Source organism: Micromonospora sonneratiae (assembly GCF_042679305.1).
Taxonomy (GTDB): Bacteria; Actinomycetota; Actinomycetes; order Mycobacteriales; family Micromonosporaceae; genus Micromonospora_H; species Micromonospora_H sonneratiae.
Genome location: NZ_JBHTMP010000016.1, coordinates 43,744 through 69,479 on the forward strand (window position 1 = coordinate 43,744; position 25,736 = coordinate 69,479).

The following is a 25,736-nucleotide window of genomic DNA, read 5'->3' on the forward strand; positions in this document are numbered from 1 at the left end:
GCCATGGTCACGCTTCAGTTCCCGACCCGCCGACGCCTGCTGGCGATGGTGGCCTCGGTTGCCGTACTGCTCGGCGCGACGGCCTGCGGCGACGACCGGTCGGCGGACCGGACCGGTGGCGATGCCCCGGTCACCGAGGCCGACCGGCGTTACGGGCAGGCACCGGCACCGCACCGGGAGGTGACGTACCAGCCGGACGTGGTCATCGTGGGCGGCGGTGGCCGGTCGGTACGTTCGGTGACGCCCGACGGGCTGACCTGGCGGATCGACCCGCGTGCCAAACGTGCGGCGGAACTCGCCCGGGGCAGGGTCATGTTCATCACCGGTCGCGGGGTCGGGCGGGTCATCGACGTACGGCGGGACGGCGACGACCTGGCGGTGACGGTCGGACCGGTGGCCATCACCGAGGTGATCCGGGACGGCCGGTTCACCAGTGACCGGCCCGTTCCCTTCGACCGGATGGTCGCCAACCCGGCCGGTGAGCCGTTTTGGGCGGAGGCAGAGGAGGGCACGTCCGGGGCCGGCGGCAGCGGAGGCGGAGGCGGTGGTCCGCTACCGGGCCGGTCGAAGACGGCCCGGATCCCGGCCGGCAAGTTCAACGTGACGCCGACCTGCTGTGCGACCGGCATCGGCCTGCACTTCACCTACGACAGTGGCGGGATCCGGCTGGTCGGCACACTTGAGTTGATGTTCGAGAAACCGTCCGGCACCTTCGATCTGGTCATCGACAACGGCTCGGTCAAGAAGGCGATGTTCGAGGTGACCGGTGGTACCGGGCTGCGCCTCGACGTCGAGGGCGGCAGCGCGCTCGGGGCCGGTCACAACATCAACCGTCGGATCACGATCCCGGTCGACTTCGCCGTACCCCTGGGTACGTTCCTCGGGGTGCCGTTCTCGGCCACGGTGAACCAGTCGTTGACCATCCAGACGGCGTTCTCGGCCAAGGACGGCAACATCAAGGCGAACGCCCGGTACGGCTTCAGCGGGAAACTCGGATTCGGCTACCAGAACGGCTCGTTCGACGCCTGGAAGCCGGCGGGATTCCAGGTCCAGGACAGCCTCACCAACTCGATCACCGGCATTTCCGTCGGGGTCAACGGCCTGCTCTTCGCATACCAGGCGCGACTGCACGTCGGGATCGGTGCGTTCGGGTTCAGCACCGGACTGTACGTCGGACTGACCGCCTCGGTCGGGGTGACGATGGGCTCGGCGCTCGGTGCGCCGCTCACGGTGTGTAGGGGGGCGACCCTCAATCTCTTCACCGACTACGGGGTGGGTTACCGACTCCCTACCGCGGTGGTCAAGGTGATCAACCTTTTCCTCCGGGTGTTCGAGGCCAAACCCATCGAGGCGGAGGGCGGCATCGGCGGGACGGCCAACGTCCTCAACCGCAACGAGGTGATACCGGACGTACCGCTGTGCCGGAAGTGATCGCGGCCCGCACCGCGGTCACTGCTCCGTGCCGACCCCGTCGAGGCTGGCGTGCAGCCCGGAGATGATGAGGTGCAGACCGTACTCGAACTCCCGGTCGAAGTCGCGGCCCTGGCTGCGCAGTGACGTCCCGTACGCGATCCGGGGGAAGCGGGTCGGATCGACCTGTGGATGACCGGCTGCTGGTTCCGGTCGGGCCTGCATCTCCTGCTGCGCGATGACCGCGCCGAGGACGTGGTTGCCGATGGTGTAGATGCCGTACAGCGCCGACTCGATGGTGAAGCCGGCGTCCTCCATCATCTGTAGCAACAGTTCCAGTCCCGGCCACTGCTCGGACGGGTTGTGCAGGTGCTCCTTGAGGCGTCCACCGTCGCGGTGGGAGAGCATGACCCGGCGTACCGCGTGTGAGCGGGCGACGAGCCAGTCGGCCCAGTCCGCCCTGGGCGGGGGCCGCTCGAGGATGGCCATCTCCGGAATGAACATCGCATCGGCCATCGCCCGCAGAAGGTCCTGCTTGCTGGCGAAGTGCCGGTAGAGGGCCGGTCCCTGGACGCCCAGTTCCTGCGCCAGTCGTCGCAGCGACAGGCCATCCAGGCCGACGTCGTCGAGCAGCCTCAGGGCGACGTCGACCACGGTCGGGGGATCAAGCTTCCGCAATGCCATGTGAGCACCATACACTCCCTTGTTATCGGCGTTAACGTTCTAGTTAGCGGTCGTAACTTGAGGTGGTACCGAGCCGTGGGACGGAGATTCTTGGCGATGGATGCGCAGGCCAGGGTGCAGAAGCTGCTTGACCAACTGGTCGAGACCGACCAGGAGACCGGGGTGCAGGTCGCCGCCTATCTACGGGGCGAACCGGTGGTGGACGCCCATGCTGGTCTGGCCGACCCCGCCACCGGACGCACGGTCGATCACCAGACGTTGTTCAACGCCTGGTCGACGGGGAAGGGATCCACGTCCACGGTGGTGCACGTTCTGGTCGAACGGGGGCTGCTGCACTACGAGACTCCGGTAGCCGAGTACTGGCCGCAGTTCGGAGCCCACGGCAAGGACCGGATCACCATCGCTCACGTGCTCACGCACACCGCCGGTGTGCCACAGGCGCCGGAGGGCATCACGGTCGGCGACCTTGGCGACTGGGACGGCATGTGTGCCCGGATCGCCGACCTGCCGGTGCTGTGGGAACCCGGCACCGCCACCGGATACCACGCTCTGACGTACGGCTACATCCTCGGCGAGGTGGTCCGACGGGTCACCGGACGCCCGATCGCCCAGGTGCTGTGCGAGCACGTCGCCGGCCCGCTCGGCATTGCCGACGACCTCTTCCTCGGTGTTCCCGCCGAACAGCACGACCGGGTGGCGCGACTGGAGGACGGCAACTGGGTGGCGACCATGGCCCGACGGCCAGCCGACTCGCTGTTCTTCACGGCGGCACCGCACTCGATCCAGCCCAGCGCTGAACTGGGCAACCGTTCCGACTACCTCACCGTCGACCTGCCGTGCGCGGGCACGATGACCGCCCACGCTGCCGCCCGCATGTACGCCGCCCTCGCATGTGACGTCGACGGCGTACGCCTGATCTCACCACGACGTACCGACCTGCTCTCCACGATCGCCACCGCCGAGGTCGACCGTGTTCTCGGTGTGCCGGTCCCCAAGGGGCTTGGTTACTTCCTCGGACTCCCGGAGACGGGCGGCCGTGCCTCGGCCTTCGGCTGCAAGGGCAGCGGCGGCAGCATCGCGTTCGCCGACCCGGGGAACGACTTCGCATTCGCCTTCATGCACAACCGGATGGCCGCGCCACCCGCCGATCTCGCCAGCCGGGTGGCCAACGAGGTCCGAACCGCCCTGGGCATTGCCGGATAGGCACCACCCGGACGGGTGCCGTGCTGCTCGGCGGCTGCCGACGGCCACCCCGCCCGGCCCACCTGGACCGGAACTATGCTGTGCCCGGTCGCGGTCGCGAGGTGGGGGACAGCCGCGTACCCCTTGACCGGTCTCCGATGGTCGCGGGAGCACTCGTGCAACGTCAGCCACTCGTCATCGCCGTCGCCCAACCACGGATCGTGGCGTACGACGTCGTTGCGAACGCGGCCGAGCACGCCGACACGGTCCGGGCCGCGCACGCGCGGGTGGTGGTCTTCCCCGAGCTTTCGCTGACCGGGTACGAACTGGATGCGCCCGCGATCGTCGCCGACGACCCGAGGCTGACGCCGATCGTCGGGGCGTGCGCCGACACGGGGACGACGGCGCTGGTGGGCGCCCCGGTCCGGGATGGGACGGGTCGCGAACACATCGCGACGCTGGCCGTTGACGGGGCCGGAGCGCGCGTGGTCTACCGGAAGGTGTACGTGCACGAGTCGGAGGAGCGGTTCAGCGCCGGCGCCGGACCCGTAGTGCTCGAAGTGGACGGTTGGCGGCTGGGTCTGGCGATCTGTCGGGACACCCGCTTCCCCGAGCATGACGCGGCCACGGCGGCGCTGGGCATGGACGTCTATGTCGCTGCGGTCCTCGACCACCTCCGCGACGCTCACGTGCCGGCCGAGCGGGCTCGGCGCGTCGTCGCCGACCACAGGGTGTGGGTCGCCACGGCGAGCTTCGCCGGGTCCACCGGTGGCGGGTTCGACCGGGCGGCGGGTGGCTCGGCGATCTGGACCCCCGACGGCGCGGTGCTCGCACAGGCAGGACCGGAGCCCGGAGAGATCGTCCGGGCCACACTGCGTGACCAGGGTTCGGGCATCCGCCCTGATGTCTAGGTGATCGAGGGTGTCAGGGGTGGGACGTACGATCCGGCGTCATGGCAGTACCTGACCTGATCCCGATCATGCATGAGCCGGGCTACCACACCGACCAGATCGGTCGGTACGCCGACGGCCAGTTCTTCGGTTGCGTCACCGCGGCCTTCCGTGAGGGCGTCGGTGGCGGCGACGACTGGCCCGAGCACAAGCGGTGGTACGCGGTGCTGCACCGGTTCGACCACGACGGCCACTACCGGGGGTCGGAGATCTGGTACGCCGGCACCACCGCCCAGGGCGAACGGGACGTGGTCGACCGGGCCGAGCAGAAACTGGCGACGTGGCTGGCCGAACTGCCACAGCCGACCTTCGGTGACATCGCGGTACGCCTCTTTTCCGTCGAGGTCGACGGCATCGTGTTCGGCCTGGTCGACGAGTCCGACGACGAGTACGGCGAGCACGTCGAGCTGTATCCGAACGAACTCGGGTTCAATCCGCCCTGGGACGGGGAATACGACACCTGACCTGACCCGTCCGACCCGGTACCCGTGGTCTGGACTGGCTGACCGCACTGTTGGCCGTACCTGGAAGAATCGGCGGATGGACCCAGCACCCGGTGATCGCCGGCCCAGCCCGGCCCGCCCGAAGCTCCCGGCCCGCCGACGGCGCTGGCGTCGTCGGCTGCTGTTCCTGCTCGTCCCGGGGCTGCTGGCGGCAGCCGGTTCGATCACGGCCAGTGTGCTCTGGATCCGGGCCGGAGCCCAGGGGCGGATCTACTCCGCCGAAGCGGTCCCGCCGGCTCCGGTCGCGCTGGTGCTGGGCGCCCAGGTGTACGACGACGGCAACCCGTCGCCCTTCCTGGAGGCCCGTCTGGCGCTGGCCAAGCGGCTCTACGACGAGGGCAAGGTCGGCGCGCTGCTGGTCTCCGGTGACCACGGCCGCTGGGAGTACGACGAACCCGGGGCGATGCGGCGCTGGCTGGTGGAGCGGGGCGTGCCGGAGTCGAAGGTGGTGATGGACCACGCCGGGTTCGACACCTACGACTCGTGCGTACGGGCCAACAAGATCTTCGGGGTACGCGAGCTGATCGTGGTGACGCAGACCTTCCACGTACGCCGGGCGGTGACCGTGTGCCGCCAGGTCGGGGTGGCTGCCGTCGGGGTCGGCGACGACTCGGTGAGCCGGTTCGCCTGGTCGTGGCGGCGGGGGAGCGTACGGGAGTACGGCGCAGCCGTGAAGGCCGCCTTCGACGTGTTCAGCCGTCGTGACCCGGTCCACCTCGGTCCCCGTGAACCGGGCATCGCCGACGCCCTGGCCGACTGAGCCGTGTCGTGGACGGGGCAGCGCCTCCCGCTGGCATCCCTGCTGGTCAGGGGGGAGAGCTGCCCGCTAACCTCTCGCCATGCCGACACACGAGCGTGAGATCACCGAGCCCGTCGACCTGTGCCTGCCCGACGGTCGGCTGAACCCGGCGGCGGTCGGCTGGACCCGGCAACCGCTGCACCGGGCTAACCTGCGCGGCTGGGGTCGGGCCAAGCGTTGGGAGTACTGGGGGATCGTCACCCCCACCCACATCATCGGGCTGGTGGCGTCGTCGCTGGACTACGCCGGGCTGCATGGCGTGTACGTACTGGACCGGGCCACCAGCGCGGAGATCAAGAAGGACGTGGTGGTTCCGTTCGCCCGAGGGGCCGTACTGCCCGAGCGCAGCGGTGTCGGCACGGCGGCCGTACGCGGTGGCGGGGTGCGCATCGACATCGAGCAGCGCGCCGATGGCACCACGCTGCGGGCCGTCACGCGGGGCGTCGACCTGGAACTGGCGATTTCGCTGCCCGAGGGGCACGAGTCCCTCGGGGTGGTGGTCCCGTGGGGCCCGAACCGGTTCCAGTACACGGTCAAGGACGTGGGTCGCCCGTGCACCGGCCGACTGCGCCTGGCCACCGGCGAGTACACCATCAGTGCCGACGACTCGTTCGCCGTACTCGACCACGGCCGGGGCAAGTGGCCGTACTCGATCGCCTGGAACTGGGCGGCGGGCAGCGGCCCCGGTGGCACCTCGATCCAACTCGGCGGGAAGTGGACCGACGGCACCGGTACGACGGAGAACGCGGTCTTCGTCGATGGTCGACTGCACAAGATCGGCGAGGAACTGCGGTGGAGCTACGACCGCAGCGACTGGCTACGCCCGTGGCGGATCAGCGGCGAACAGGCCGACGTGCAGTTCCACCCGTTCCACGAGAAGATCGCCCGGACCAACCTGGGCGTGGTCGCGAACGAGACCCACCAGTGCTTCGGACACTTCTCCGGCTGGGCGCAGACCGACGACGGTCAGCGGGTCGACCTGGACGGCCTGGTCGGCTGGGCCGAGGAGGCCCGCAACCGCTGGTGACCTGATGTTGGTGAGGGCCCCTTCCAAAGACAAGAACGACAGGAAGGGGCGCCTTCCCTACAGGCGGAGCCGGTCGTTGACCGCGCGGACCAGTTCCTCGGGGAGTTTGGCGATCCGCCGGTCGTAGCTGAGCAGCCCGTTCAGCTCGTCCTCCACGTCGGAGAGTTGGGTGTAGACGGTGGCGCTCAACCCACGGTCGATGGCGGGGACGATCTGCTCGGTGTGCAGCCGGGTGAAGGCCGCACCGAGGGTGTCGGCGTCGGTGAACCGCTGGTAGCCGAACTCCTTGTCGGTGAACGCGTGCCCGGCCATCCGCAGGCTGTAGCCGCCGTACTCGGACAGCACCAGGGCCCGACTGTCTCCGCGTCGCTGCCGGGGCACCCGGAACCGGCGGAAGTAGACGTGCAGGCTGCGCAGGTCACCGCCGCCCTGGTCGTGCCAGCCGCTGGCGTGGTCGACGGTACGGGTCGGGTCGAGGGCGGCGACCTCCTCGGCTACCCGTGCCGCGTCGAACTGGCCCCAGCCCTCGTTGAACGGCACCCAGACGGCCAGGCTGACCACGTTGCGCAGGTGCTCGATGGTGTCGCGCAACTCGGTCCGGAACTGGGCACGGCCCTCGGCGTCGCCTCGACCGAACCAGCGGTACCGTCGGTCGTCCAGCCGCAGCGGGGTCAGCACCGGGGCGGTGACGACCAGCGGGTGGTAGCTGCTGCCGCCGTTGACCATGTCCTGCCAGACCAGGATGCCCAGCCGGTCGCAGTGGTGGTACCAGCGCAGCGGCTCGATCTTGATGTGCTTGCGCAGCATGGTGAAGCCGAGCCGCTTCATGGTCTCGATGTCGTGGACCAGCGCCGCATCCGACGGGGCGGTGTACATGCCGTCGGACCAGTAGCCCTGGTCGAGGATGCCGGCGTGGAAGTAGGGGCGGCCGTTGAGCAGCAGCCGGGGCACCCCGGCAGCGTCCGGGCCGACCCCGAACGACCGCATCCCGACGTAGCCGCGTACCCGGTCGGCGCCGAGGGCGACGGTGACGTCGTACAGGTAGGGGTCCTCGGGGCTCCAGGGCCTTACGTCCGGGATCGGGATGCGCACCGGCTGCCCGGCGGGCGCGGTGACCGCGCCGACCACGACGCCGTCGGCGAGGACCTCGACCCGGGCGTCCGCCGGGTCGGTCCCGGCCGGCACGGCGTCGGCCACGTCGGCCCCCGCCGGCTGCGCCGCATGCACGGTGACCTCGACGTACCCGTCGGCCAGCGCCGGGGTCAGGGTGAGTCGTTCGACGTGTACGACCGGCACGCACTCGACCCACACGGTCTGCCAGATGCCCGACTGGGCGGTGTACCAGATGCCGCCCCGGCGCAGCTTCTGTTTACCCCGGGAGTGGTGCCCGGTGTCGCTGATGTCGCGTACCGCCACCACCAGCGTGTTCTCCCCGTCGCGCAGCGCGTCGGTGAGGTCACAGTGGAACGGCAGGTAGCCGCCGGTGTGCTTGCCGACCTCGACCCCGTTGAGGAACACCCGGCAGGTCTGGTCCACCGCGCCGAAGTGCAGCAGCACCCGGGACGGTGTCTCGGTGGGTACGAAACCGGCGGGCAGGCTGAGGGGCCGGCGATACCAGAGGGTCTGGTCGGGTTGGAGTTGCCGCCCGACGCCGGAGAGCACCGACTCGGGGGAGAACGGCACCAGGATCTCCCCGTCGTACGCGGCCGGCTCGTCCTCGCTGCTGGCAGTGGTGATGGCGTACGCCCACCGGCCGTTGAGGTTGAGGTAACTGTCGCGTACCAGTTGCGGACGCGGGTATTCCGGCAGGACGTTGTCCGGGTCGAGCGTCTCGCCCCACGGGGTGAGCAGATTCTGCGTCACCGGTGCTCCCCTCCAGCCAATTTTGCCCTCCTGCGTAGTGCCATCGCCGGTACGACGATCAGCAGTAGCACAGCCGCCGCGGCGAGGAAGATCGCCGGGGTCGGGACCTGCTTGACCACACCGAGTTCCTCGTAGTGTTCGTTGGCACCCTTGATCACGGCGGCACCGAGGTACGGGCCGACGAGCATCGGCACGAGGATGGCGAAGACCATCCGTAGTCCCTGGACGTGACCGGCTCGGTCCGGTGGGGAGTAGTCCCGGACCAGGGCGCCGATGGGGGCGAGGACGAGCATGAAGCCCGACATCATCACCAGTCCGACCAGGATCACCGGGACCATGCCCCGGGCGACGGTCATCAGCAGCAGTCCGATGCCGTAGACGGCGGTGGCGGGCAGCAGGAAACGTACCTTGCCGACCCGGTCGATGAGCCGGCCGCCGAGGACGCTGACGACCGACGCACCGGTCAGTACGACGGCCAGGACGATCGCGTACCCCTCGATCCTCAGGTACCGCTGGAGATAGATGATCAGGTACGGCAGGAAGACCTGCGTCGAGATGCCCCAGATCGACCAGGCGGACAGCGCCAGGTAGAGCCCGGGGTTGGCCCGGATCGCGCTGGGGCGTAGTCCGTGGATGGCGGACCGGAGATAGCCGCCGTGCTGCCTGGCCAGCGACGGATGGTCGTCCACGAGGAACCAGGCGACGACCCCGACCGCCGCGATGATCAGCCCGATGATGACGAAGAACTGCTGCCAGTGTCCGGCCCGGGTGAGACCGTCGAAGCCGGCGAAGATGGCCAGCATCGAGACCAGCGGCATGATCGCCAGCACCGACTCGACCCGCCCCCGGTTGCGGGGTTCGGTGACGTCGGTGACCCAGGCCTGGAAGGCGGCGTCGTTCGCGCCCGCGCCGAGCAACGACATCAGGCAGTCCAGGGCGATGACGGAGATCGCGGTGACCAGCACGACGTTGGCGACCGGGGCGATGCTCTCGACCGCGTCCACGGTGAGGAAGCCGAAGGTGGCGGTGGCCAGCCCCCACAGCAGGTAGCCGCCGGAGATGAAGATCCGTCGTCGCCCCAGCCGGTCCGACAACGCGCCGATCAGCAGCGTCGCCAGGGTAGCGGTCACCGCACTGGCGGCGACCATGGTGGCGATGACGTTCGGGTCGTCGCTGATCGTGTCGTAGACGAAGACGTTGAGGTAGAGGTTCTCCACGGTCCAGGCCAGTTGGCCGACGAACCCGAGGACGACCAGCGCCGTCCAGAGTCGTGGGCCCAGACCGCTACCCGCGCGGGTCGTTGTCACCCGCGCGACACTACAAGATCTTTCCGCCGTACGACCTGGGCCGATTCGCCAGCTGATCCGCCCTGGTGGCCATTGCTTCCCAGGCAACGAGAATGGGACTCCTACCCGACACCGCGAAGGGATCTGCGATGCCGACCGAGTACGAGGCCAAGGTCCTTGACGTCGATCCTGTGAAGATCGCCGAAACCATCGTTTCCCGGGGTGGCCGGCAGGTGGGCGAGACAACGTTGCAGCGTCGTTACGTCTACGACCTGGCGACCGGCGACGGGACTCGCTGGATTCGGCTTCGGGACACCGGTTCGGGTGCGACGCTCGCCGTCAAGGAGATCAGGCACGACGGGATCGACGGCACCGACGAGATCGAGGTCGGTGTCGACCGGTTCGAGGTCGCCAACGATCTCCTCGGTCGGATCGGCTTCGTGGCCAAGTCGTACCAGGAGAACCGGCGTACCAGTTTCGTGCTCGACGGTGCCCGGTTGGAGGTCGACGAGTGGCCGCTGATTCCGCCGTACCTGGAGATCGAGGCCGACTCCCGCGATGCGGTGCTGGGCGTCGCGGCGGTGCTCGGTTTCAACGAGGCCGAGTTGACGGCTGAGAACACCTTGAAGATCTACAGTCGCTACGGCATCGACCTGCTGGCCCACCGCGAGTTGCGGTTCGGCGGCCTGTCGAGCTGATAGCGCAAACGACTCGCCGCCGGCTGTGGTCGGCCCTGAACCGGTAGCGCAAACGACTCAGCTCGACAGGGCGGGAAGCGGAACAGCCCGGCCCCGGCAGCCGGGTACCGGCCCTGCCTGCACCGGCACCCGGGGTGATCCCGGCGACTCTGAGCTTTACGGCCGGTCAATCGGCACGTAGCTTATTGCTAGACATTGGCAATAACAGAGGAGCTGCGTCATGCGCCGAGTGCTGACGGGGATCGGCAGCGCCGCCCTGGTGGGCGCGCTGCTGGTCGGCTGCGGTGGCAGTCCGGGCACCGACACGAGGCCGACCGACTCGATCATTCTCGGCGTGCAGTCGGAGCCGGACACACTCAACCCCGTCCTCGGCTACGCCGTCGAAGGCGCCAGCAAGATCTACGACGGGCTGGTCGCGTACGACGAGAAGCTGGAGCCGGTGCCCGCGCTGGCCGAGAAGCTTCCGCAGGTCAGCCCGGACGGCCGGACCGTCACCTTCACGTTGCGCCAGGGCGTGACCTTCCACGACGGCACCCCGCTGACCGCCGACGACGTGGTGTTCACCTACCGCGCGGTGCTCGACGAGAAGACCGACTCGACGCTACGACCGGCATATGCCGCGATCAACGAGGTCTCCGCACCCGACCAGCGGACCGTGGTGTTCAACCTGAAGTACCCGTACGCGCCGTTCGTGAAGCGCACCACGCTGGGCATCGTGCCGGCGAAACTGCTGGCCGGACAGGACGTCAACACCGCACCCTTCAACCAGCGGCCGATCGGCACCGGGCCGTACAGGGTCGAGTCCTGGACCGCCGGGGAGAAGCTGGTGCTGACCGCCAACGAGGCGTACTGGGGCGGGGCACCTGCGATCAAGCGGGTGACCATGGCCTTCATCGCCGACGACAACGTCCGCGCCGCCCGGCTGCGCAGCGGTGAACTCGACGGCGCGGTGCTGCCGGCGAAGATCGCCGACGGGCTGGGCGAGCTTTCCGGCCACCGCAGGTGGGACAACCCCACCTCCGACTACCGGATGATCTCGATGCCGATGAACCACCCGGTCGCCGGTGACCTGGCCATCCGTCGGGCCGTCGACCTGGCCGTCGACCGGGACGGCATGCTGCGGGCGCTGCTCAACGGGCAGGGCAAGCCGGCCTTCGGACTGATCTCCCCGGACGCGGGGCAGTGGTTCGACCCGACGCTGACCCGCTCCGGCGCTGCCGACGCCGCCGCTGCGACCAAACTGCTGGACGAGGCCGGCTGGACGGTCGGCGGTGACGGCATCCGGGTCAGGGCGGGCCAGCGGGCGAAGTTCACCCTGATGTACCCGGCCGGCGACAGCCTCCGCAAGGACCTGGCCACCGCGGCGGCCTCCGACGTGCGCAAGGTCGGCATCGACGTGGAACTCGTCGGCCTCGACTGGGCGGGGATCAACCCCCGGCTCGGCCGGGACGCGGTGCTGTTCGGCAGCGGCTCGCCGTACGACCCGGACTTCGACCTCTACGACTCGCTCTACTCCGCGCTCGGCGGCAAGGGCTACGCCAACCCCGGCCGCTACGCCAACCCTGCCGTGGACGACCTGCTCGACCGGGCGCGGGCCACCAACGACACCAACGAGCGGGTACGGCTCTACCACGAGGCGCAGCGGAAGGTCGCCGCCGACCTACCCAACATCGGGCTGGTGTTCCTGCGCCACACCTTCATCGTGCGGGATGCCTGGACCGGACAGTTGCCGCGTACCGAGCCGCACGACCACGGCTTCAACGGCATCTGGTGGAACCTTGAGGACTGGACACCACGTCGATGACGGCGATCGCCCGTACCGTCGGGCTGCGTCTGGCTGCCGCCGTACCGTTGCTGCTGGTGGTGTCGTTCGGGCTGTTCCTGATCGGTAAGGCCTCACCGTTCGACCCGGTGTTGCAGTACGTGGGCGACGCCGGCGCGGCCCGACTCACCGCCGAGGACCTGGCCCGGATGCGGGCCAACTGGGGACTCGACCGGCCGCTGCTGGTGCAGTACTGGGAGTGGCTGACCAACCTGCTCAGCGGTGACTTCGGCACCGCCCGCAGCATGGGTGGTCGCCCGGTGGGTGAGGTCATCGGTGACCGGATCGGCTGGACGGTGCTGCTGACCACCGCCGGCCTGGTCGGGGCGATGCTGATCAGCATCCCGCTCGGTACGCTGGCCGCCCGTCGACCGGGTGGTCTGCTCGACCGGGCCGTCACCTGGACCGGCTACGCGCTGGAGTCGATCCCCACGTTCTGGCTGGCGCTGGCCGCGATCGCGGTCTTCGCCCTGACCCTGGGTGCGCTACCCAGCGGTGGACTGACCGACGCCGCCGCCACCACGGTCCAGGCCGGCGACGTGGCCCGGCACCTGGTCCTGCCCGCGTCGGTGCTGGCGGTCTCCCAGTCGCCGTGGTTCATCCTCTATGTACGGGAGACCGTCACCCACACCCTCGCCGAGGACTTCGTCACCGGGGCCCGGGCCCGGGGCCTGCCCGAGCGGATGGTGCTCGTCCGACACGCGCTGCGCTCCGGGCTGCTGCCCCTGATCACGCTGGCCGGCGCGCGGGTGCCCGAACTGATCACCGGAGTGACCCTGGTGGAAGCCGTCTTCTCCTGGCCCGGCGTGGCCGGGGCCACCGTGGAGGCCGCCCTCGCCGTGGACTTCCCGTTGCTGGCCGCGCTCACCCTGCTGGCGACGATCACGGTCCTGGTCGGGAACCTCGCCGCTGACGTGGGTTACACGTTGGCCGACCCCCGGGTCAGGTTGCGATGAGCGACCTCGTCTGGCGTCCGGCGGGACGTACGCACATCGGCAGCCCCACGGCCGGTCGACGCCGCCGGATCGGGGCCTGGACCGCCCTGGCGGTGCTGGCCCTGCTGGTCGGCGCGGCCCTGCTGGCACCGCTGATCTTCCCCGGTGACCAGCGGATCGTGGACCTGGGCGCGGCCAGTCAGGCCCCCTCCGGGGACCATCTGTTGGGCACCGACAAGCTGGGTCGGGACCTGCTCGTCCGGTCGCTGTACGGGCTGCGGGTCTCGCTGACCGTCGGCGTGGTCGCCGCGGCGGTCGCCACCGTCATCGGTGGGCTGGTCGGACTGCTGGCGGGCGTGGCCGGTGGCTGGGTCGACTGGCTGCTGATGCGGGTCGTGGATGCCTTCGGCTCCCTGCCACACCTGCTGCTGGGCATCTTCATCGTCGCCATGTTCGCCCCCGGGGTGGGCGCGGTGATCGTCTCCATCGGGGTCACCCACTGGCTGACGACCGCCCGGATCGTCCGCGCCGAGGTGCTGTCCCTGCGGTCCCGGACCTTCGTCGACGCGGCCATCTCGGGCGGGGCGTCCCGCTGGCGGATCCTGGTCCGGCATCTGCTGCCGGCGGTGATCCCGCAGCTGGGGCTGGCTGCGGTGCTGATGGTGCCGCACGCGGTCTGGCACGAGTCGGCGCTGAGCTTCCTCGGCCTGGGCCTGCCGCCGCACCTCGCCTCGCTCGGCAACATGATCAACGATGGGCGGGGCGAACTCTTCGCCGGTGTGTGGTGGCCCAGCCTGGTGCCGGGTCTGTTCATCATCGTGCCGACCCTGGCCATCGCCGTACTCTCCGGCTGGTGGCGGGACCGGCTCAACCCCCGCCGTCGTACGGAGTTGCAACTGTGAGCACCGCCGCCGAGAAACGCACCCGTGCGCCGCAACCGGACGACCGGACCGGCCACCCCGGTCACGCCGGTCACAGCCTGGGTGTCGACCGCCTGTCGGTACGGTTCCGGCTGCCCGACGCCACCGTCACGGCGGTCACCGACGCCACCTTCACCCTGTCGGCCGGCGAGTGCCTGGCGCTGGTCGGCGAGAGCGGCTGCGGCAAGTCCGTACTCGCCTCCGCGCTGCTCGGCCTGCTGCCCGGCAACGCGGAGATCCGGGGTCGGGCGCTGCTCGACAACGACCTCGACCTGCTCAGCTGCGGTGAACGGGTGCTGGCCAACCGGATCCGGGGACGCCAGATCGGCCTGGTGCCGCAGAGCCCGGCGGCGCACCTCACTCCGGTGCGTACCGTCGGGGCACAGCTGCGGGAGACGACGTCGGTGCTGGGCACCGCCGGGGGAGACGCCCGGGCCGCCGCCCGCCGGTACGCCGGACGGGCCCGGCTCGGGGAACAGCACCTCGACCGCTATCCGCACCAGCTCTCCGGCGGGCTGGCCCAGCGGGCGGCCACCGCGTTGGCGCTGGCCGGAGATCCGTGGCTGCTGCTGGCCGACGAGCCGACCACCGGCCTGGACCGGCCGCTGGTCGACGCGACCATGGACGAGTTGGCCCGGCTGCGCGACGCCGGCCACGCCATCCTGTTGATCACCCATGACCTGGCCGCGGCCCGCCGGGTCGCCGACCGGGTCGCCGTCATGTACGCCAGCCGGATCGTGGAGATCGCACCCACGGCGGAACTGTTCGACCGGCCCCGGCACCCGTACACCGCCGCCCTGCTGGACGCCCTGCCCGAGCGGGCATTCCGGCCGCTGCCCGGGTTTCCGCCGGAGCTGACCCGGTTGCCCGACGGCTGCGCCTTCGCGGCCCGGTGCCCCCGGGTCGACCGGCGCTGCGACACACTGCCACCGTCGACGCCGACCCCGGACGGTGAGGTCGCCTGCCACCACCCGCAAGGAGGCTGAGATGACCGCATCCGCACCCGTGTCCGGTAGCCGGGCGTTGACCGCGCGCCAGGTCACCGTCCGGTACGGCCGGCACACCGTCCTCGACGGTGTCGACTTCACCCTGCCGGAGAGGACCACCATCGGGCTGGCCGGGCCGAGCGGCTGCGGAAAGTCCACGCTCGGGCTCGTCCTGGCGATGCTGCGCCGTCCGGCCGGTGGCACCGTCACCATCGACGGTGACCCCGTACCCGGTTGGCGGCACGGCGCACCCCGGGCGATGCGTACCCGGGTCGCCATCGTCTTCCAGCAGCCCCGGCTGGCCGTCGACCCCCGGCTCCGGCTGCGGGACATCATCCTCGAACCGCTGCGGGCCACCGGCCGGGGGCGGGAGACGGCAGACCTGCTGCCCGCGTTGGCCGACCCGGTCGGCCTCACCCCGGAACTGCTCGACCGCCGGCCGCACGAGGTCTCCGACGGGCAGCTCCAGCGGGCCTGCCTGGCCCGGGCGCTGGCCCTGCGCCCGCGCTACCTGATCTGCGACGAGATGACCACCATGCTCGACGCCAGCACCCAGGCGCATCTCGTACGCGCCGTCGAGGAATATCGGCGGGAGAGCGGTGCCGGTGTGCTGGCGATCAGCCACGATCAGGTGCTGCTCGACCGGTGGGCCGACCATACGGTCACCTGGGACGCTGTCGTCGTAGCGTGACAGGCACCTGCCCGGCGGCCGACAGCAGTCTCTCCGCCAGCTCCCGGCAGCGCCTCCCGAGCTCCGGCGGGTCGAGGACCTCGAAGTCGTGCCCCAGCAGGAGTACGTGCATGAGCACGAAGTCGAGGCTGCGCCCACCGCTGTGCACCTCGCAGAGCCTGCTTCCTCGCGGGGTCACGACGGCCGCCGACGGCGGAACCTGCGCGCGTACGGTCTCGGCCGACGCGTGCACGAGGAAACGCGCCTGGTGCGGGTAGACCCGACTCGCCACTCCCTCCTGCACGTACGTCGCCGCGTCGGGCACCGGCCGTGGACGGAAGCGCCAGGTCCGTGCGGACACGTCGGTCATCCGGTCGACGCGGAAGGTGCGCCAGTCGTCGCGATCGAGGTCGTAGGCGAGGAGATACCAGCGCCGGTCGGAGGCGACCAGGCGGTAGGGCTCGACCCGCCGCCGTCGTACCTCGCTCCCGGACGGGTAGTCGAACCCGGCCTCGACCTCGTCGCGGCAGGCCCTGGCCAGGGTCATGAGCACCTCGGGCGGGACCGGTGTACGGCCCCCGCCGAAGGACTCCACCGAGCCGGAGAGCGCCCGCACCTCGTGCCGTAGTCGGGTGGGGAGCACCCGGTCGAGCTTGGTCAGCGCCCGGAGTGCGGCGTCACCGGTGCTGGCGACCCCGCCGCCCGCGCCGGCCAGCAGCGAGACCGCGGTGGCGATCGCCTCCTCGTCGTCGAGGAGCAGTGGTGGCAGGTTCTGCCCCTGGCCGAGCTGGTAGCCGCCGCCGACACCCTGGCTGGCGTACACCGGATAGCCGAGCGTGCGTAGCCGCCCGACGTCCCGCCGTACCGTGCGCGGTGTGACCCCGAGCCGGTCGGCGAGTTCGGGGCCGGTCCAGACCCGGCGCTGCTGGAGCAGCCCGAGCAGGGTGAGGACCCGTTCCGTCGTACCGCGTTCGTCACCGCTCGCCACGTCCATGTCGTCCACCCTTTCAGAGATAGCGGACCGATCCTGTCCGCTAGGGGTGTCAGGGTGGCTGCATGGACGCGGATGAACCTGACTGGAACCGGACGCTGCGCTCGACCAGATGGAGGGCCAGCTCGGCATCTGGCTGACCGGGGTACGCAGCCTCGGCGAGGCTGGGCTCCGGGTCCCGATCGGCGCGAAGGAACCCTTTCCCGAGCTACCGATGGCCGATCTGGTGCTGAACGTCGACCGCGAGCTGATCCACCACCTGTCCGAGGTCTGCCTGCTACGCGACCTCTACCAGCACACGAAACCCGACACGAACGGAGCAACCCGATGAGCCGCCACTTCCAGGTCACCTTCGACGCCCACGACCCGAAGGCGCTGTCCTCCTTCTGGGCCGAGGTGCTGGGCTACGTCCACCCCGGGCCGCCCGGAGTCGACCTGCCCGAGGGGGCCGACCCACTGGCCGCCTGGGACGACTTCCTTGAGCGGATCGGCGTACCGGAGGAGCAGCGCAACACGAGGTCGGCCATCGAGGACCCGGACGGGCAGGGCTCACGGCTGTTCTTCCAGCAGGTGCCGGAGGACAAGGTCGCCAAGAACCGCGTCCACCTCGACGTCCGCGTGGCTCCCGGACTACAGGGGGAGGAGCGGATGGCGGTGCTGGAGGTCGAGTGCGACCGGCTCGTCGCGCTGGGAGCGACCCGGGTACGTCGCCACGAACCCGAGCCCCCGATGGGCGCCGGCTGGATCGTGATGGCCGACCCCGAGGGCAACGAGTTCTGCCTGGACTGACCTGTCCTGAGGCTTCTGGAAGCCACAGCTGAAGGCGCCGCAGCGACTGTGCTCGATTTGATCGCGGATCGCCATTGACGCATTGCTCTTGATCCCCTAGCGTCGGATCACCGGTTTTCAACGAAGGGAGATCGTTATGCGCTGCCTCGAACCACCGATCGAGTCCTAATCGGATTACCGTGATCGCGCCGGGCGCCATTGATGGTCGCCCGGCGTATTCGCGGGCGGCCATGGTGTCCTTTCCCCCGGTTGTCGTCGACCTGCTGCGGATCGACGCGAACATCCAACGGTTCCATCGAGCCACGGCGGCTGCGGGTTGCCAGGTTCGTGCCCATGTCAAGGCGCACCGCACGGCAGAGTTGGCGCAGCGGCAAGTCGCCGCTGGCGCGGTCGGCGTCGCGGTGCACACCGCCAGCGCTGCCGTACGGCTCGCCGAGGCCGGCGTTCAGGACATCGTGCTGGCCTGGCCGTGGCCGGATGCGTGGCGGTTCCCGTTGTTCGCCGATGCCGCCGCGACCATTCCACGCTTTGCGATCCACGTCGACCGGCCCGAGTCGATCACCGGTATCGGTGCGGCGGCGACCGAGCGTGACACCGAGGTCGGGGTCCGCATCGATCTGCGGCATACGCCGGCAGAGTCTGCCCTTGCGCTCGCGAGACTTGCCGTGGACACGACCGGCGTACGGTTCGACGGGCTCTCCGGTTACTGTCCAACCGCGACCGCCGACGAGATTCGGGACCGGTACGAGGTTGGACGGCGGTACGCACAGAGCGTGGTCGCGGTGGCCGAAGCGCTCCGCGACGCCGGCATCGACTGTCCAGTCGTGAGCGTCGGCGGAACCCCGACCGCGCCGGGTGCCTGCGGTGTCGACGGCGTGACCGAGATCTGCGCCGGGGTTTACGCCAGTTTCGACGGCGGGCTGGCGGCCGCTGGCGTCTGCGCGCCGACCGACGTGGCGCTCAGCGTCGCCGCCGACGCGACCGAACTGCTCGACGGATGCGCACAGCACTGGGACGCGGGAGTGGCCTGGATGCCGGCAGCGTCGCCCTATTCGGACCGGCTCGTCCCGGCCCACGTCTGTCCGCTCGCCGCCAACCTTCTCAAGTACGGCGTCGAAATCACTGTGGTTGCAGATGGCGAGCAGGTGGCGACCTGGCGACCGTTCGCAGCGCCGGACCGCGTGTGACTACAACGTCGCGTCCAGCGGGTTCGCTGGTCGCCGATCTGAGCCTGTTGCGACAGCGCCGGTTCGCGTTGCTCCTCGCCGGCCGAACCATATCCATGTTCGGCAATTCGTTCGGCCCGATCGCGATTACGTTTGGTGTTCTCGCGCTGCCCGGCGCAACCCCGGTGACGCTGTCTGTCGTGCTGGCCGGGCACGCGGCGGCACAACTTGGGCTGATGCTGCTTGGTGGGGTGATCGGCGACCGGTTCCCGCGCCACTGGGTGCTGGTAGCAGCCGAGACGATCTCCGGTTGCGCATTCGCCGCCCTCGCCGCGATGCTGCTGACGGGCTGGGCACCACTGCCGCTTCTGGTCGGGGCCGCGTCCGTGGCTGGCGGCGCCTCAGCACTGCTGCTTCCGACACTGACCGGCGTGATACCCGACGTGGTCGACCGGCGCCACCTGCGGCCGGCGAACGGGCTGTTGCGCCTGGGCGGCAACGCCGCGACCATCGGTGGCATTGCGGTAGCCGGCGCGGCGGTCGCGCTGCTCGGCCCAGGTGTAGCGGCCGCAGTTGACGCCGCCACCTACTTTGTCGCCGCCGCGCTGCTCGCCACGCTACGCGCCAGCACCCCCGCCGCCCCTCGCACCCGTCGCCATGTCTGGGTCGACCTGCGCGAGGGGTTCCGCGAGTTCGTCGGCCGACAGTGGCTGTGGGTGGTGGTCGGATCGGCCGCGTTCCTCAACGCCGGTACAGCGGCGACGTTCACGGTGCTTGGGCCGGTGCTCGCCGCCCAACGGCTCGGCGGCGCGATCGGCTGGTCAGTCATCCTCGCGGGCTACATCGCCGGGATGCTGTTGTCGGTGCTCGCCACCCTACGGATTCGGCCCGTGCGGCCGCTGCGTACCGCAGCCCTGGTTACGCCGCTGCTCGCGGCACCGCTGGCCGCCATGGGGACTGGCGCGCCGGTGGCCGTGGCGAGCGCCGCCGCCTTCTGCGCCGGAGCGGCGTTCAACGTCTTCAGCGTCCTGTGGGAGACCACCCTGCAGCAGAGAGTGCCGGCGGCCGTGCTGGCGCGGGTGACCTCCTGTAACTATTTGGTCGCGCTGTCGTTCAAGCCGGTCGGCATCTACCTCGCCGGGCGCGCCGTTACCGGCATGGGCGCCGACTTGGCCACCCTCACCGCCGGCGCCGTGGTGCTGGCCGCCGGACTCGCCCCGCTGGCCTCGCCGCAAGTGCGCCAGCTAACCGACCATAGTGGAGCAAGTTGATGGAACAGTACGCCGAAGGCTTCGCCCAGGCCTATGACGAGCACTGGAGCCCGTACCCGACCCGGGCCGCCGAGCAGTTGCTGCGGCTGCACCAGGCTCTCGATCCGAATGCCGAGCGGCGGCTGCTCGACATCGGTTGCGGCACCGGCATAGTGGCGGCCCAGTTCCAGCAGGCGGGGTACGAGGTGACCGGGCTGGACGTTTCGGAGGCAATGCTGCGGCGTGCCCGTGTCCGGCTCGGTGACAGCGCCGTGCTCGTTCACGGCGACGCCACGGACTTTGCCGTTGCTGAGCCGTTCCCGCTGGCGGTTTCGACGTACGACATCCCGAACCATCTTGGCAGCATGGAACGGATCGGCCTCTATCTGGAGTGCGCTTTCCGGGCGGTACGGCCGGGCGGTGTGTTCGCCTTCGACGTGGCGACCCGCAAAGCCCTGCTCGGTATCAACGCGATCCAGGTGCGAGAGACCGAGGAGTCGATCCTGCTGTACCGAGGCGCCCTGAACGAGGAAGCTGGATACGGCTTCTACCGGATCTCCGGGGCGGTACGGGCGTCGGACGGCCGGTACGACCGCTTCGCGACCACAATCACGAACTCGGTCGTGCCGCTCGGCCAAGTCGCCGACGCGCTCATGCAGGTCGGCTGGCGCGATACGTACCTCGCCGCGCCAGCCGACCTGCTCACACCGCTCGCCGGCGACCAGATTGCAGCCGCGGAGCAGCTTCATCGGGTCTACTTCGTCGCACGCCGCTGATGGGAGACCCGAGCCGGCCCGTTGGCAACCTGTTCCGCGTGGACCGAGGCACACCGAGCACCACACCTGCACGATCCTGCGGCGAGATGTGACCGGGCACTCCCTGGAAAACTAGCTCGATACACGGGTGTACTGAGTACGCTGGCGTATCGTGAGTCGAGAACTGGCATCCGTGGACGGCCCCGAGCCGTACAAGCGTCGCCGCGAGGTGACGGTCGAACGCCTGCTGGACGCCGCCCTGAGCACCTTCGCCGACCTGGGCTTCCAGGCGGCCCGGGTGGAGGACATCTGTAGCCGGGGCGGCTTCACCCGGGGGGCGTTCTACTCCAGCTTCCGTACCAAGGACGAACTCTTCGCGGCGCTGTTCGAGCGGGAGATGACCGCTCGGATGGCACTGCTGGAGGAACAGCTCACCGGGGTGGAGGAGGAGGACGACCCGGTCGCGGCGGCCGTCGAACGCGGGCTGGCGACCTACCGGCAGGACCGGGCCTGGGCCGTCGTCTACATGGAGTACGCCCTGCACGCGAGCCGGCATCCGGAAGCTGTCGCCGCGTTACGCAGACACATGAGCCGGGTAATCGACCGCCTCACCAGCCTGATCGAGAACGCCGTCCAACGGGCCGGGGTCAACCTGACCATTCCTGCTTCCCAACTCGCCCGAATCGTGATCGGGATGATGGACGGCCTCGCGTTGCAGGAGATCTCCACCGAAGGCAACGGCGAGGTCAGCGGGCTGCACCGTCCGGCCCTACTGCTCATGCTCCGGGCCGTCACGTCGGCACCGCCAGCACCACCCGTACCACCGCACAACGCCGAAGGGCTTTCTTGATGGCTTCGCTGCTCTACCGACTCGGCCGCGCCTGCTTCCGCCGACGTGGCGTCGTGATCGGCGCCTGGACGTTGATCCTGGCCGCCGTGATCGGACTCTTCGCCACGCTCGGCGGGGAGTTCGACGACCAGTTCACCATCCCGGGCTCCCAGTCCCAGCAGGCGCTCGACGAACTGCGTGAACTCTCCCCGGCCTCGGCGGGAGCCAGCGCGCAGATCGTCTTCGTCGCCCCGGACGGGACCACCGTCACCGACCCCCGCTACGTCGGCGCGATCGCCCAGACGGTTGCCGCCGCCCAGCAGGCACCGCAGGTCGCCGTGGTGGTGGATCCGTTCCAGGCGAAGGTGGTCAGCCCGGACGGGCGGGCCGCCATGGCGGTCGTGCAGTACGGCGTACCCACCCAGGAACTCGCCGACGGAACCCTCGACGCTCTCGAGGAGAAGGTCGCCCCGGCCCGGGCCGTCGGTCTGGACGTGGCGGTCGGCGGCAACGCCTACACCACGACCGGCGTGCAGATCGGCCCCACCGAGTTCATCGGTGTCGCCGTGGCGGTGGTCGTACTCGTCGTCACCTTCGGTTCGCTGGTGGCCGCCGGGATGAACCTGCTGACCGCGCTCGTCGGCATCGGCGTCGGCCTCGGCGGGCTGCTCACCCTCTCCGGCACCATCACCCTCTCCTCCACCGCGCCCACCCTCGCATTGATGATCGGCCTGGCCGTCGGTATCGACTACGCGTTGTTCATCCTGTCCCGGTACCGGTCCCTGCTGGCCGCCGGCACCGATCCGCAGGAGGCCGCCGGGCGGGCCACCGGCACCGCCGGCTCCGCCGTCGTCTTCGCCGGCCTGACCGTGATCATCGCCCTGGTCGGCCTGTCGGTGGTGCGTATCCCGTTCCTGACCGTCATGGGTCTGGGCGCCGCCGGCACGGTGCTGGTCGCCGTACTGGTCGCGTTGACGCTGCTGCCGGCCCTGTTGGGCTTCGCCGGTGCCCGGCTGGCCCCCAGGCCCGGTTCCCGGGCGTTGCGGCGGGAGCAGGAGTTGGCCGAGCACGCCGACACCCCCGCCCGTACCGGTGGGGCCAGGTGGGCGCAGTTCGTCACCCGCCGCCCGCTGGTGACCATCGTGGTGACGGTGCTGGCGCTGCTGACCATGGCCATCCCGGCGCTGCAACTGCGCCTGGCCCTGCCGGACAACGGCACCGCCGCCCCGGAGACCACCCAACGCCAGGCGTACGACCTGATCAGCGATCACTTCGGGCCGGGCCTGAACGGGCCGCTGCTGGTCCTGGCCACCGGGCTGGAGCCGGCCACCGCCGAGCAGACCGCCGGACAACTCGCCGCCATCATCGGCGGCACCCCGACCGGTACGCCCGGACAGTTCACCGGCGGACTCGACAACGTCGTCTACGCCGTACCGCAGCCGTTGCCCGGTGGAACCGCCGCGATCGTCCAGGTCGTTCCGGGCACCGGCCCCGAGGACGAGGCGACCAGCAGCCTCGTCACCGAGATCCGTGACCGGATCTCCGACCTGGAACGGCAGACCGGGGCCGAACTGGCCGTCACCGGTCAGACCGCCGTCGCCATCGACGTCTCCGACCGGTTGGCCGGTGCCCTGCTGCCGTTCGCGCTGATCGTCGTCGGTCTCGCGTTGCTGCTGCTCCTGCTGGTCTTCCGGTCGATCCTGGTGCCGGTCAAGGCAGCCATCGGGTTCCTGCTGTCGGTGGCCGCCTCGTTCGGGGCCGTCGTCGCGGTCTTCCAGTGGGGCTGGCTCAAGGACCTGTTCGGGGTGTCGACGACCGGCCCGGTGGTCAGCTTCATGCCGATCATCCTGATGGCGGTGCTGTTCGGGTTGGCCATGGACTACGAGGTCTTCCTGGTCTCCCGGATGCGGGAGGAGTACGTCCACACCGGCGATCCCGAGGAGGCGGTCGTCGTCGGGGCGCAGCAGGCCTCCCGGGTGGTCGTCGCCGCCGCGCTCATCATGTTCTCCGTCTTCGCCAGCTTCGTCACGGTCGAGGACGTCATCGTCAAGGCGATGGCCTTCGGCCTGGCGGTCGGGGTGCTGGTCGACGCGTTCGTCGTACGGATGACCCTGGTTCCGGCCGTACTCGCCCTGCTGGGCAGGGCGTCCTGGTGGTTGCCCCGCTGGCTGGACCGGCTCCTGCCCGACCTGGACGTCGAGGGCGCCAAGCTCCGGTGAAAGGAAGGGCCCTTTCTATCGTTTTCTGCCTTGAAAGGGGCCCTTCCTAACACCCCAGCGCGCGGGAGTTGGACCGTCGTCGCGCTGCGCCGGGGTGAGCAGGCCGAGGTGCAGCGCGCGGAGTACGGCGCGGGTCCGGTCCCGTACCCCGAGTTTCATCAGCAGGTTGGAGACGTGGTTCTTCACGGTCCCCTCCGCCAGGTGCAGCGCGGCGGCGATCTCCCGGTTGGAGTAGCCGCCCGCCAGCAGCCGCAGGATCTCCCGCTCCCGCGCGGTGATCGACTGCGGGGGCGGCAGGTCGTCGATGGTGTTCTGCTCGGGTAGCTCCGGCACGGCCCGGAGCAGTCGATCGGTCAGGGCCGGCTGCACCAGGCTGCCCCCGGCGGCCAGCGTCCGGACCGCCCCGAGGAGTTGTTCGAGGGTGACGTCCTTCAACAGGTAGCCGCAGGCGCCCGCCCGCAGCGCCCGCAACACCAGTTCGTCGTCGTCGAAGGTGGTCAACACCAGGGTCGGGACCTCGATGCGTCGCTCGCGTAGGGCGATCAGCGTGGCGATGCCGTCACGCCTGGGCATCCGCAGGTCGAGCAGGACGACGTCCGGCTCGACCCGGATGATCACCTCAAGGGCCTGGTCGCCGTCGGCCGCCTCGCCGACCACCACCACGTCCGCGGACAACTCCAGCAGGTGCCGGATGCCCTGCCGGACCAGGGTCTGGTCGTCGACGATGCAGACCCGGATCGCCCCGTCGACAGCGTCCCCGGGCAGGTGACCGTCGGGTATGTCGGCGTTCATGTGGCCGGCATCTCGGCGACGGCCCGGAAGCCGCGCTGCGAGGCGAAGGAGACCGAGCCGCCGAGCTGCTGGACCCGCTCGCGTAGGCCGGTCAGCCCGTGCCCGAGCCGCAGCACCGGTGCACCCCGCCCGTCGTCCCGCGTACGTAGCACGACCTGCCCCTCGTCGGTACGGACGATGTCGATCCAGAGGTTGTCCGCCCCGGCATGCCGGATGGTGTTCGTGACGATCTCCTGCACGCAGCGGATCAGCGTACGGGTGCGTTCCTCGTCCACCTCGACCGTCTCGTCGACCTGAAGGTGCACCCTGGGGCGGGGCAGGTCGGCGACGATCGAGTCGATGGCGGCCCGTAACTGCGGCGATCGGGTACGCAGCTCGCCGACCGCGATCCGGACGTCGGACAGCAGGTCCTTGGCCAACCCCCGGGACCGCGTCACGTGCTCACGGGCCTGCGGACCGTCCCGATGGATGGCGACCTCCAACTCGAGCACCAGTGCGGTGAGTTGATGGCCGACCAGGTCGTGCAGCTCCCGGGCGATCCGTAGCCGCTCCTCGGCCCGACTCGACTCGGCCAGCAGTGCGGTCGCCGTACGGAGTTGGACGTTGGTTGCCGCCAGTTCGGTGCGGGCGGCCGTCTCCCGTATCTGACTGCTGACCGACAACACGGAGCAGACCTGCAACATCGCGTAGATGAGGGCGGCCAGGGCGATTCCGGTGAGCGTGCTGCCGTTGATCCAGGCGGCCAATGCGACCACGCCGCTGTGCGCTGCGATGAGCAGTCCCAGGGTTCTGGCCGAGATGAAGTAGGCAGCTGAGGCGGCGGTGAAGACCAGCAGGATGGCGGTCCAACCGGCGGAACTGGACAGCAGTACGGCGGCGCTGGCCAGGAGGCTTTGCGCAGCCAGGATCCGGTGACTGGTCAGCCAACGTACCTGCTCGGGGACGAACCAGATGCTGACGTACGCGGTGATGAAGCCGAAGTAGCAGATCCACCAGATCCACCACGGGCCGGTCACCACGCCACCGTCGTCGAAGACCTGGTCGATCAGGACGGGCAGCCCGATCAGCAGGCACACCGCGATGCCGACGGCACCTGCCCACTGTTCCAGGTTCCTATCGCTCATCAGATCACCCTCGGTAACCATACGTCGGGCAGGGGCTGTTCGACCGTGCCAGAAGTCATGGTCGACAACGATGACCGATGGCACAC

Annotated in this window: 25 protein-coding genes; 19 read left to right on the forward strand and 6 right to left on the reverse strand. The window is 69.8% G+C overall.

Translation table 11 applies throughout. The annotated features are described in order from the left end of the window. Positions 1-3 precede the first annotated feature (3 nt). Complete coding sequence (locus ACFQ4H_RS12805; protein WP_377570413.1) at positions 4-1,431, forward strand: hypothetical protein; 1,428 nt, start codon at positions 4-6, stop codon at positions 1,429-1,431. Positions 1,432-1,449: 18 nt separating this feature from the next. Here the strand turns inward: ACFQ4H_RS12805 and ACFQ4H_RS12810 are convergent, their stop codons facing one another. After that, positions 1,450-2,094, reverse strand: coding sequence for a TetR/AcrR family transcriptional regulator C-terminal domain-containing protein (locus ACFQ4H_RS12810; RefSeq protein WP_377570415.1), 645 nt, complete (start codon positions 2,092-2,094; stop codon positions 1,450-1,452). 75 nt (positions 2,095-2,169) lie between these two features. On the opposite strand from ACFQ4H_RS12810, the gene ACFQ4H_RS12815 reads away from it, so the two are divergent. The 5 genes from ACFQ4H_RS12815 to ACFQ4H_RS12835 all read left to right on the forward strand — a co-directional run bounded on the left by ACFQ4H_RS12815 (position 2,170) and on the right by ACFQ4H_RS12835 (position 6,555). Beyond that, positions 2,170-3,297, forward strand: a complete 1,128-nt coding sequence (locus ACFQ4H_RS12815; protein ID WP_377570417.1) for a serine hydrolase domain-containing protein — start codon at positions 2,170-2,172, stop codon at positions 3,295-3,297. A gap of 155 nt (positions 3,298-3,452) precedes the next feature. Then, positions 3,453-4,187: a carbon-nitrogen hydrolase family protein gene (locus tag ACFQ4H_RS12820; protein ID WP_377570418.1), complete on the forward strand. Its 735-nt coding sequence runs from the start codon at positions 3,453-3,455 to the stop codon at positions 4,185-4,187. A 41-nt stretch (positions 4,188-4,228) separates the two neighbouring features. Further along, a complete protein-coding gene (locus ACFQ4H_RS12825) occupies positions 4,229-4,690 on the forward strand; it encodes a hypothetical protein (RefSeq protein ID WP_377570420.1) in 462 nt (153 codons plus the stop codon). Positions 4,691-4,766: 76 nt separating this feature from the next. Beyond that, the gene (locus tag ACFQ4H_RS12830; protein ID WP_377570421.1) at positions 4,767-5,489 is read left to right on the forward strand and encodes a SanA/YdcF family protein; all 723 of its coding nucleotides are present in this window, start codon (positions 4,767-4,769) and stop codon (positions 5,487-5,489) included. 79 nt (positions 5,490-5,568) lie between these two features. After that, positions 5,569-6,555, forward strand: a complete 987-nt coding sequence (locus ACFQ4H_RS12835; protein ID WP_377570423.1) for a DUF2804 domain-containing protein — start codon at positions 5,569-5,571, stop codon at positions 6,553-6,555. Between the two features lie 57 nt (positions 6,556-6,612). Here ACFQ4H_RS12835 and ACFQ4H_RS12840 read toward each other — a convergent pair whose 3' ends face one another. Both ACFQ4H_RS12840 and ACFQ4H_RS12845 read right to left on the reverse strand, forming a co-directional pair. Next, positions 6,613-8,418, reverse strand: a complete 1,806-nt coding sequence (locus ACFQ4H_RS12840; RefSeq protein WP_377570424.1) for a glycoside hydrolase family 2 protein — start codon at positions 8,416-8,418, stop codon at positions 6,613-6,615. After that, a complete protein-coding gene (locus tag ACFQ4H_RS12845) occupies positions 8,415-9,725 on the reverse strand; it encodes an MFS transporter (protein ID WP_377570425.1) in 1,311 nt (436 codons plus the stop codon). The genes ACFQ4H_RS12840 and ACFQ4H_RS12845 overlap by 4 nt, the downstream gene beginning before the upstream one ends. A 128-nt stretch (positions 9,726-9,853) precedes the next feature. Between ACFQ4H_RS12845 and ACFQ4H_RS12850 the strand changes: the two genes are divergently transcribed. The 6 genes from ACFQ4H_RS12850 (at position 9,854) to ACFQ4H_RS12875 (ending at position 15,756) form a co-directional block, all read left to right on the forward strand. Next, on the forward strand, positions 9,854-10,402 hold the full coding sequence (locus tag ACFQ4H_RS12850) for a hypothetical protein (protein ID WP_377570427.1): 549 nt from the start codon (positions 9,854-9,856) through the stop codon (positions 10,400-10,402). Between the two features lie 220 nt (positions 10,403-10,622). After that, complete coding sequence (locus ACFQ4H_RS12855; protein ID WP_377570428.1) at positions 10,623-12,206, forward strand: ABC transporter substrate-binding protein; 1,584 nt, start codon at positions 10,623-10,625, stop codon at positions 12,204-12,206. After that, positions 12,203-13,180 carry an ABC transporter permease gene (locus ACFQ4H_RS12860; protein ID WP_377570431.1) on the forward strand — a complete coding sequence of 326 codons (978 nt, stop codon included), beginning with the start codon at positions 12,203-12,205 and terminating at the stop codon, positions 13,178-13,180. Before ACFQ4H_RS12855 ends, ACFQ4H_RS12860 begins: the two co-directional genes overlap by 4 nt. After that, complete coding sequence (locus tag ACFQ4H_RS12865) at positions 13,177-14,061, forward strand: ABC transporter permease (RefSeq protein WP_377570432.1); 885 nt, start codon at positions 13,177-13,179, stop codon at positions 14,059-14,061. The genes ACFQ4H_RS12860 and ACFQ4H_RS12865 overlap by 4 nt, the downstream gene beginning before the upstream one ends. Then, positions 14,058-15,065, forward strand: coding sequence for an ABC transporter ATP-binding protein (locus tag ACFQ4H_RS12870; RefSeq protein ID WP_377570433.1), 1,008 nt, complete (start codon positions 14,058-14,060; stop codon positions 15,063-15,065). Before ACFQ4H_RS12865 ends, ACFQ4H_RS12870 begins: the two co-directional genes overlap by 4 nt. Position 15,066: 1 nt before the next feature. After that, entirely contained in the window at positions 15,067-15,756 is a 690-nt protein-coding gene (locus tag ACFQ4H_RS12875; protein WP_377570434.1) for an ABC transporter ATP-binding protein, read from the forward strand. Here ACFQ4H_RS12875 and ACFQ4H_RS12880 read toward each other — a convergent pair. Continuing rightward, a complete protein-coding gene (locus tag ACFQ4H_RS12880; RefSeq protein WP_377570437.1) occupies positions 15,728-16,729 on the reverse strand; it encodes a helix-turn-helix transcriptional regulator in 1,002 nt (333 codons plus the stop codon). The two genes, ACFQ4H_RS12875 and ACFQ4H_RS12880, sit on opposite strands and share 29 nt — an antisense overlap. Before the next feature lie 109 nt (positions 16,730-16,838). Here ACFQ4H_RS12880 and ACFQ4H_RS12885 point away from each other — a divergent pair, with 109 nt between their 5' ends. From ACFQ4H_RS12885 to ACFQ4H_RS12915, 7 genes are all read left to right on the forward strand, one after another. After that, positions 16,839-17,057: a hypothetical protein gene (locus tag ACFQ4H_RS12885; protein WP_377570438.1), complete on the forward strand. Its 219-nt coding sequence runs from the start codon at positions 16,839-16,841 to the stop codon at positions 17,055-17,057. After that, positions 17,054-17,515 (forward strand): VOC family protein, encoded by a 462-nt coding sequence (locus ACFQ4H_RS12890; RefSeq protein WP_377570440.1) that lies wholly within the window; start codon positions 17,054-17,056, stop codon positions 17,513-17,515. The genes ACFQ4H_RS12885 and ACFQ4H_RS12890 overlap by 4 nt, the downstream gene beginning before the upstream one ends. 230 nt (positions 17,516-17,745) lie before the next feature. Further along, entirely contained in the window at positions 17,746-18,702 is a 957-nt protein-coding gene (locus ACFQ4H_RS12895) for an alanine racemase (RefSeq protein WP_377570442.1), read from the forward strand. A 47-nt stretch (positions 18,703-18,749) separates the two neighbouring features. Beyond that, a complete protein-coding gene (locus tag ACFQ4H_RS12900; RefSeq protein ID WP_377570444.1) occupies positions 18,750-19,952 on the forward strand; it encodes an MFS transporter in 1,203 nt (400 codons plus the stop codon). Further along, positions 19,952-20,707: a class I SAM-dependent DNA methyltransferase gene (locus tag ACFQ4H_RS12905; protein WP_377570445.1), complete on the forward strand. Its 756-nt coding sequence runs from the start codon at positions 19,952-19,954 to the stop codon at positions 20,705-20,707. The genes ACFQ4H_RS12900 and ACFQ4H_RS12905 overlap by 1 nt, the downstream gene beginning before the upstream one ends. 151 nt (positions 20,708-20,858) lie before the next feature. Beyond that, a complete protein-coding gene (locus ACFQ4H_RS12910; RefSeq protein ID WP_377570446.1) occupies positions 20,859-21,536 on the forward strand; it encodes a TetR/AcrR family transcriptional regulator in 678 nt (225 codons plus the stop codon). Beyond that, positions 21,536-23,734, forward strand: a complete 2,199-nt coding sequence (locus ACFQ4H_RS12915; RefSeq protein ID WP_377570448.1) for an MMPL family transporter — start codon at positions 21,536-21,538, stop codon at positions 23,732-23,734. Before ACFQ4H_RS12910 ends, ACFQ4H_RS12915 begins: the two co-directional genes overlap by 1 nt. Positions 23,735-23,749: 15 nt before the next feature. Here ACFQ4H_RS12915 and ACFQ4H_RS12920 read toward each other — a convergent pair whose 3' ends face one another. Continuing rightward, a complete protein-coding gene (locus tag ACFQ4H_RS12920) occupies positions 23,750-24,526 on the reverse strand; it encodes a response regulator (protein ID WP_377570450.1) in 777 nt (258 codons plus the stop codon). Then, positions 24,523-25,650: a sensor histidine kinase gene (locus ACFQ4H_RS12925; protein WP_377570452.1), complete on the reverse strand. Its 1,128-nt coding sequence runs from the start codon at positions 25,648-25,650 to the stop codon at positions 24,523-24,525. The genes ACFQ4H_RS12920 and ACFQ4H_RS12925 overlap by 4 nt, the downstream gene beginning before the upstream one ends. Between the last annotated feature and the right edge of the window lie 86 nt (positions 25,651-25,736).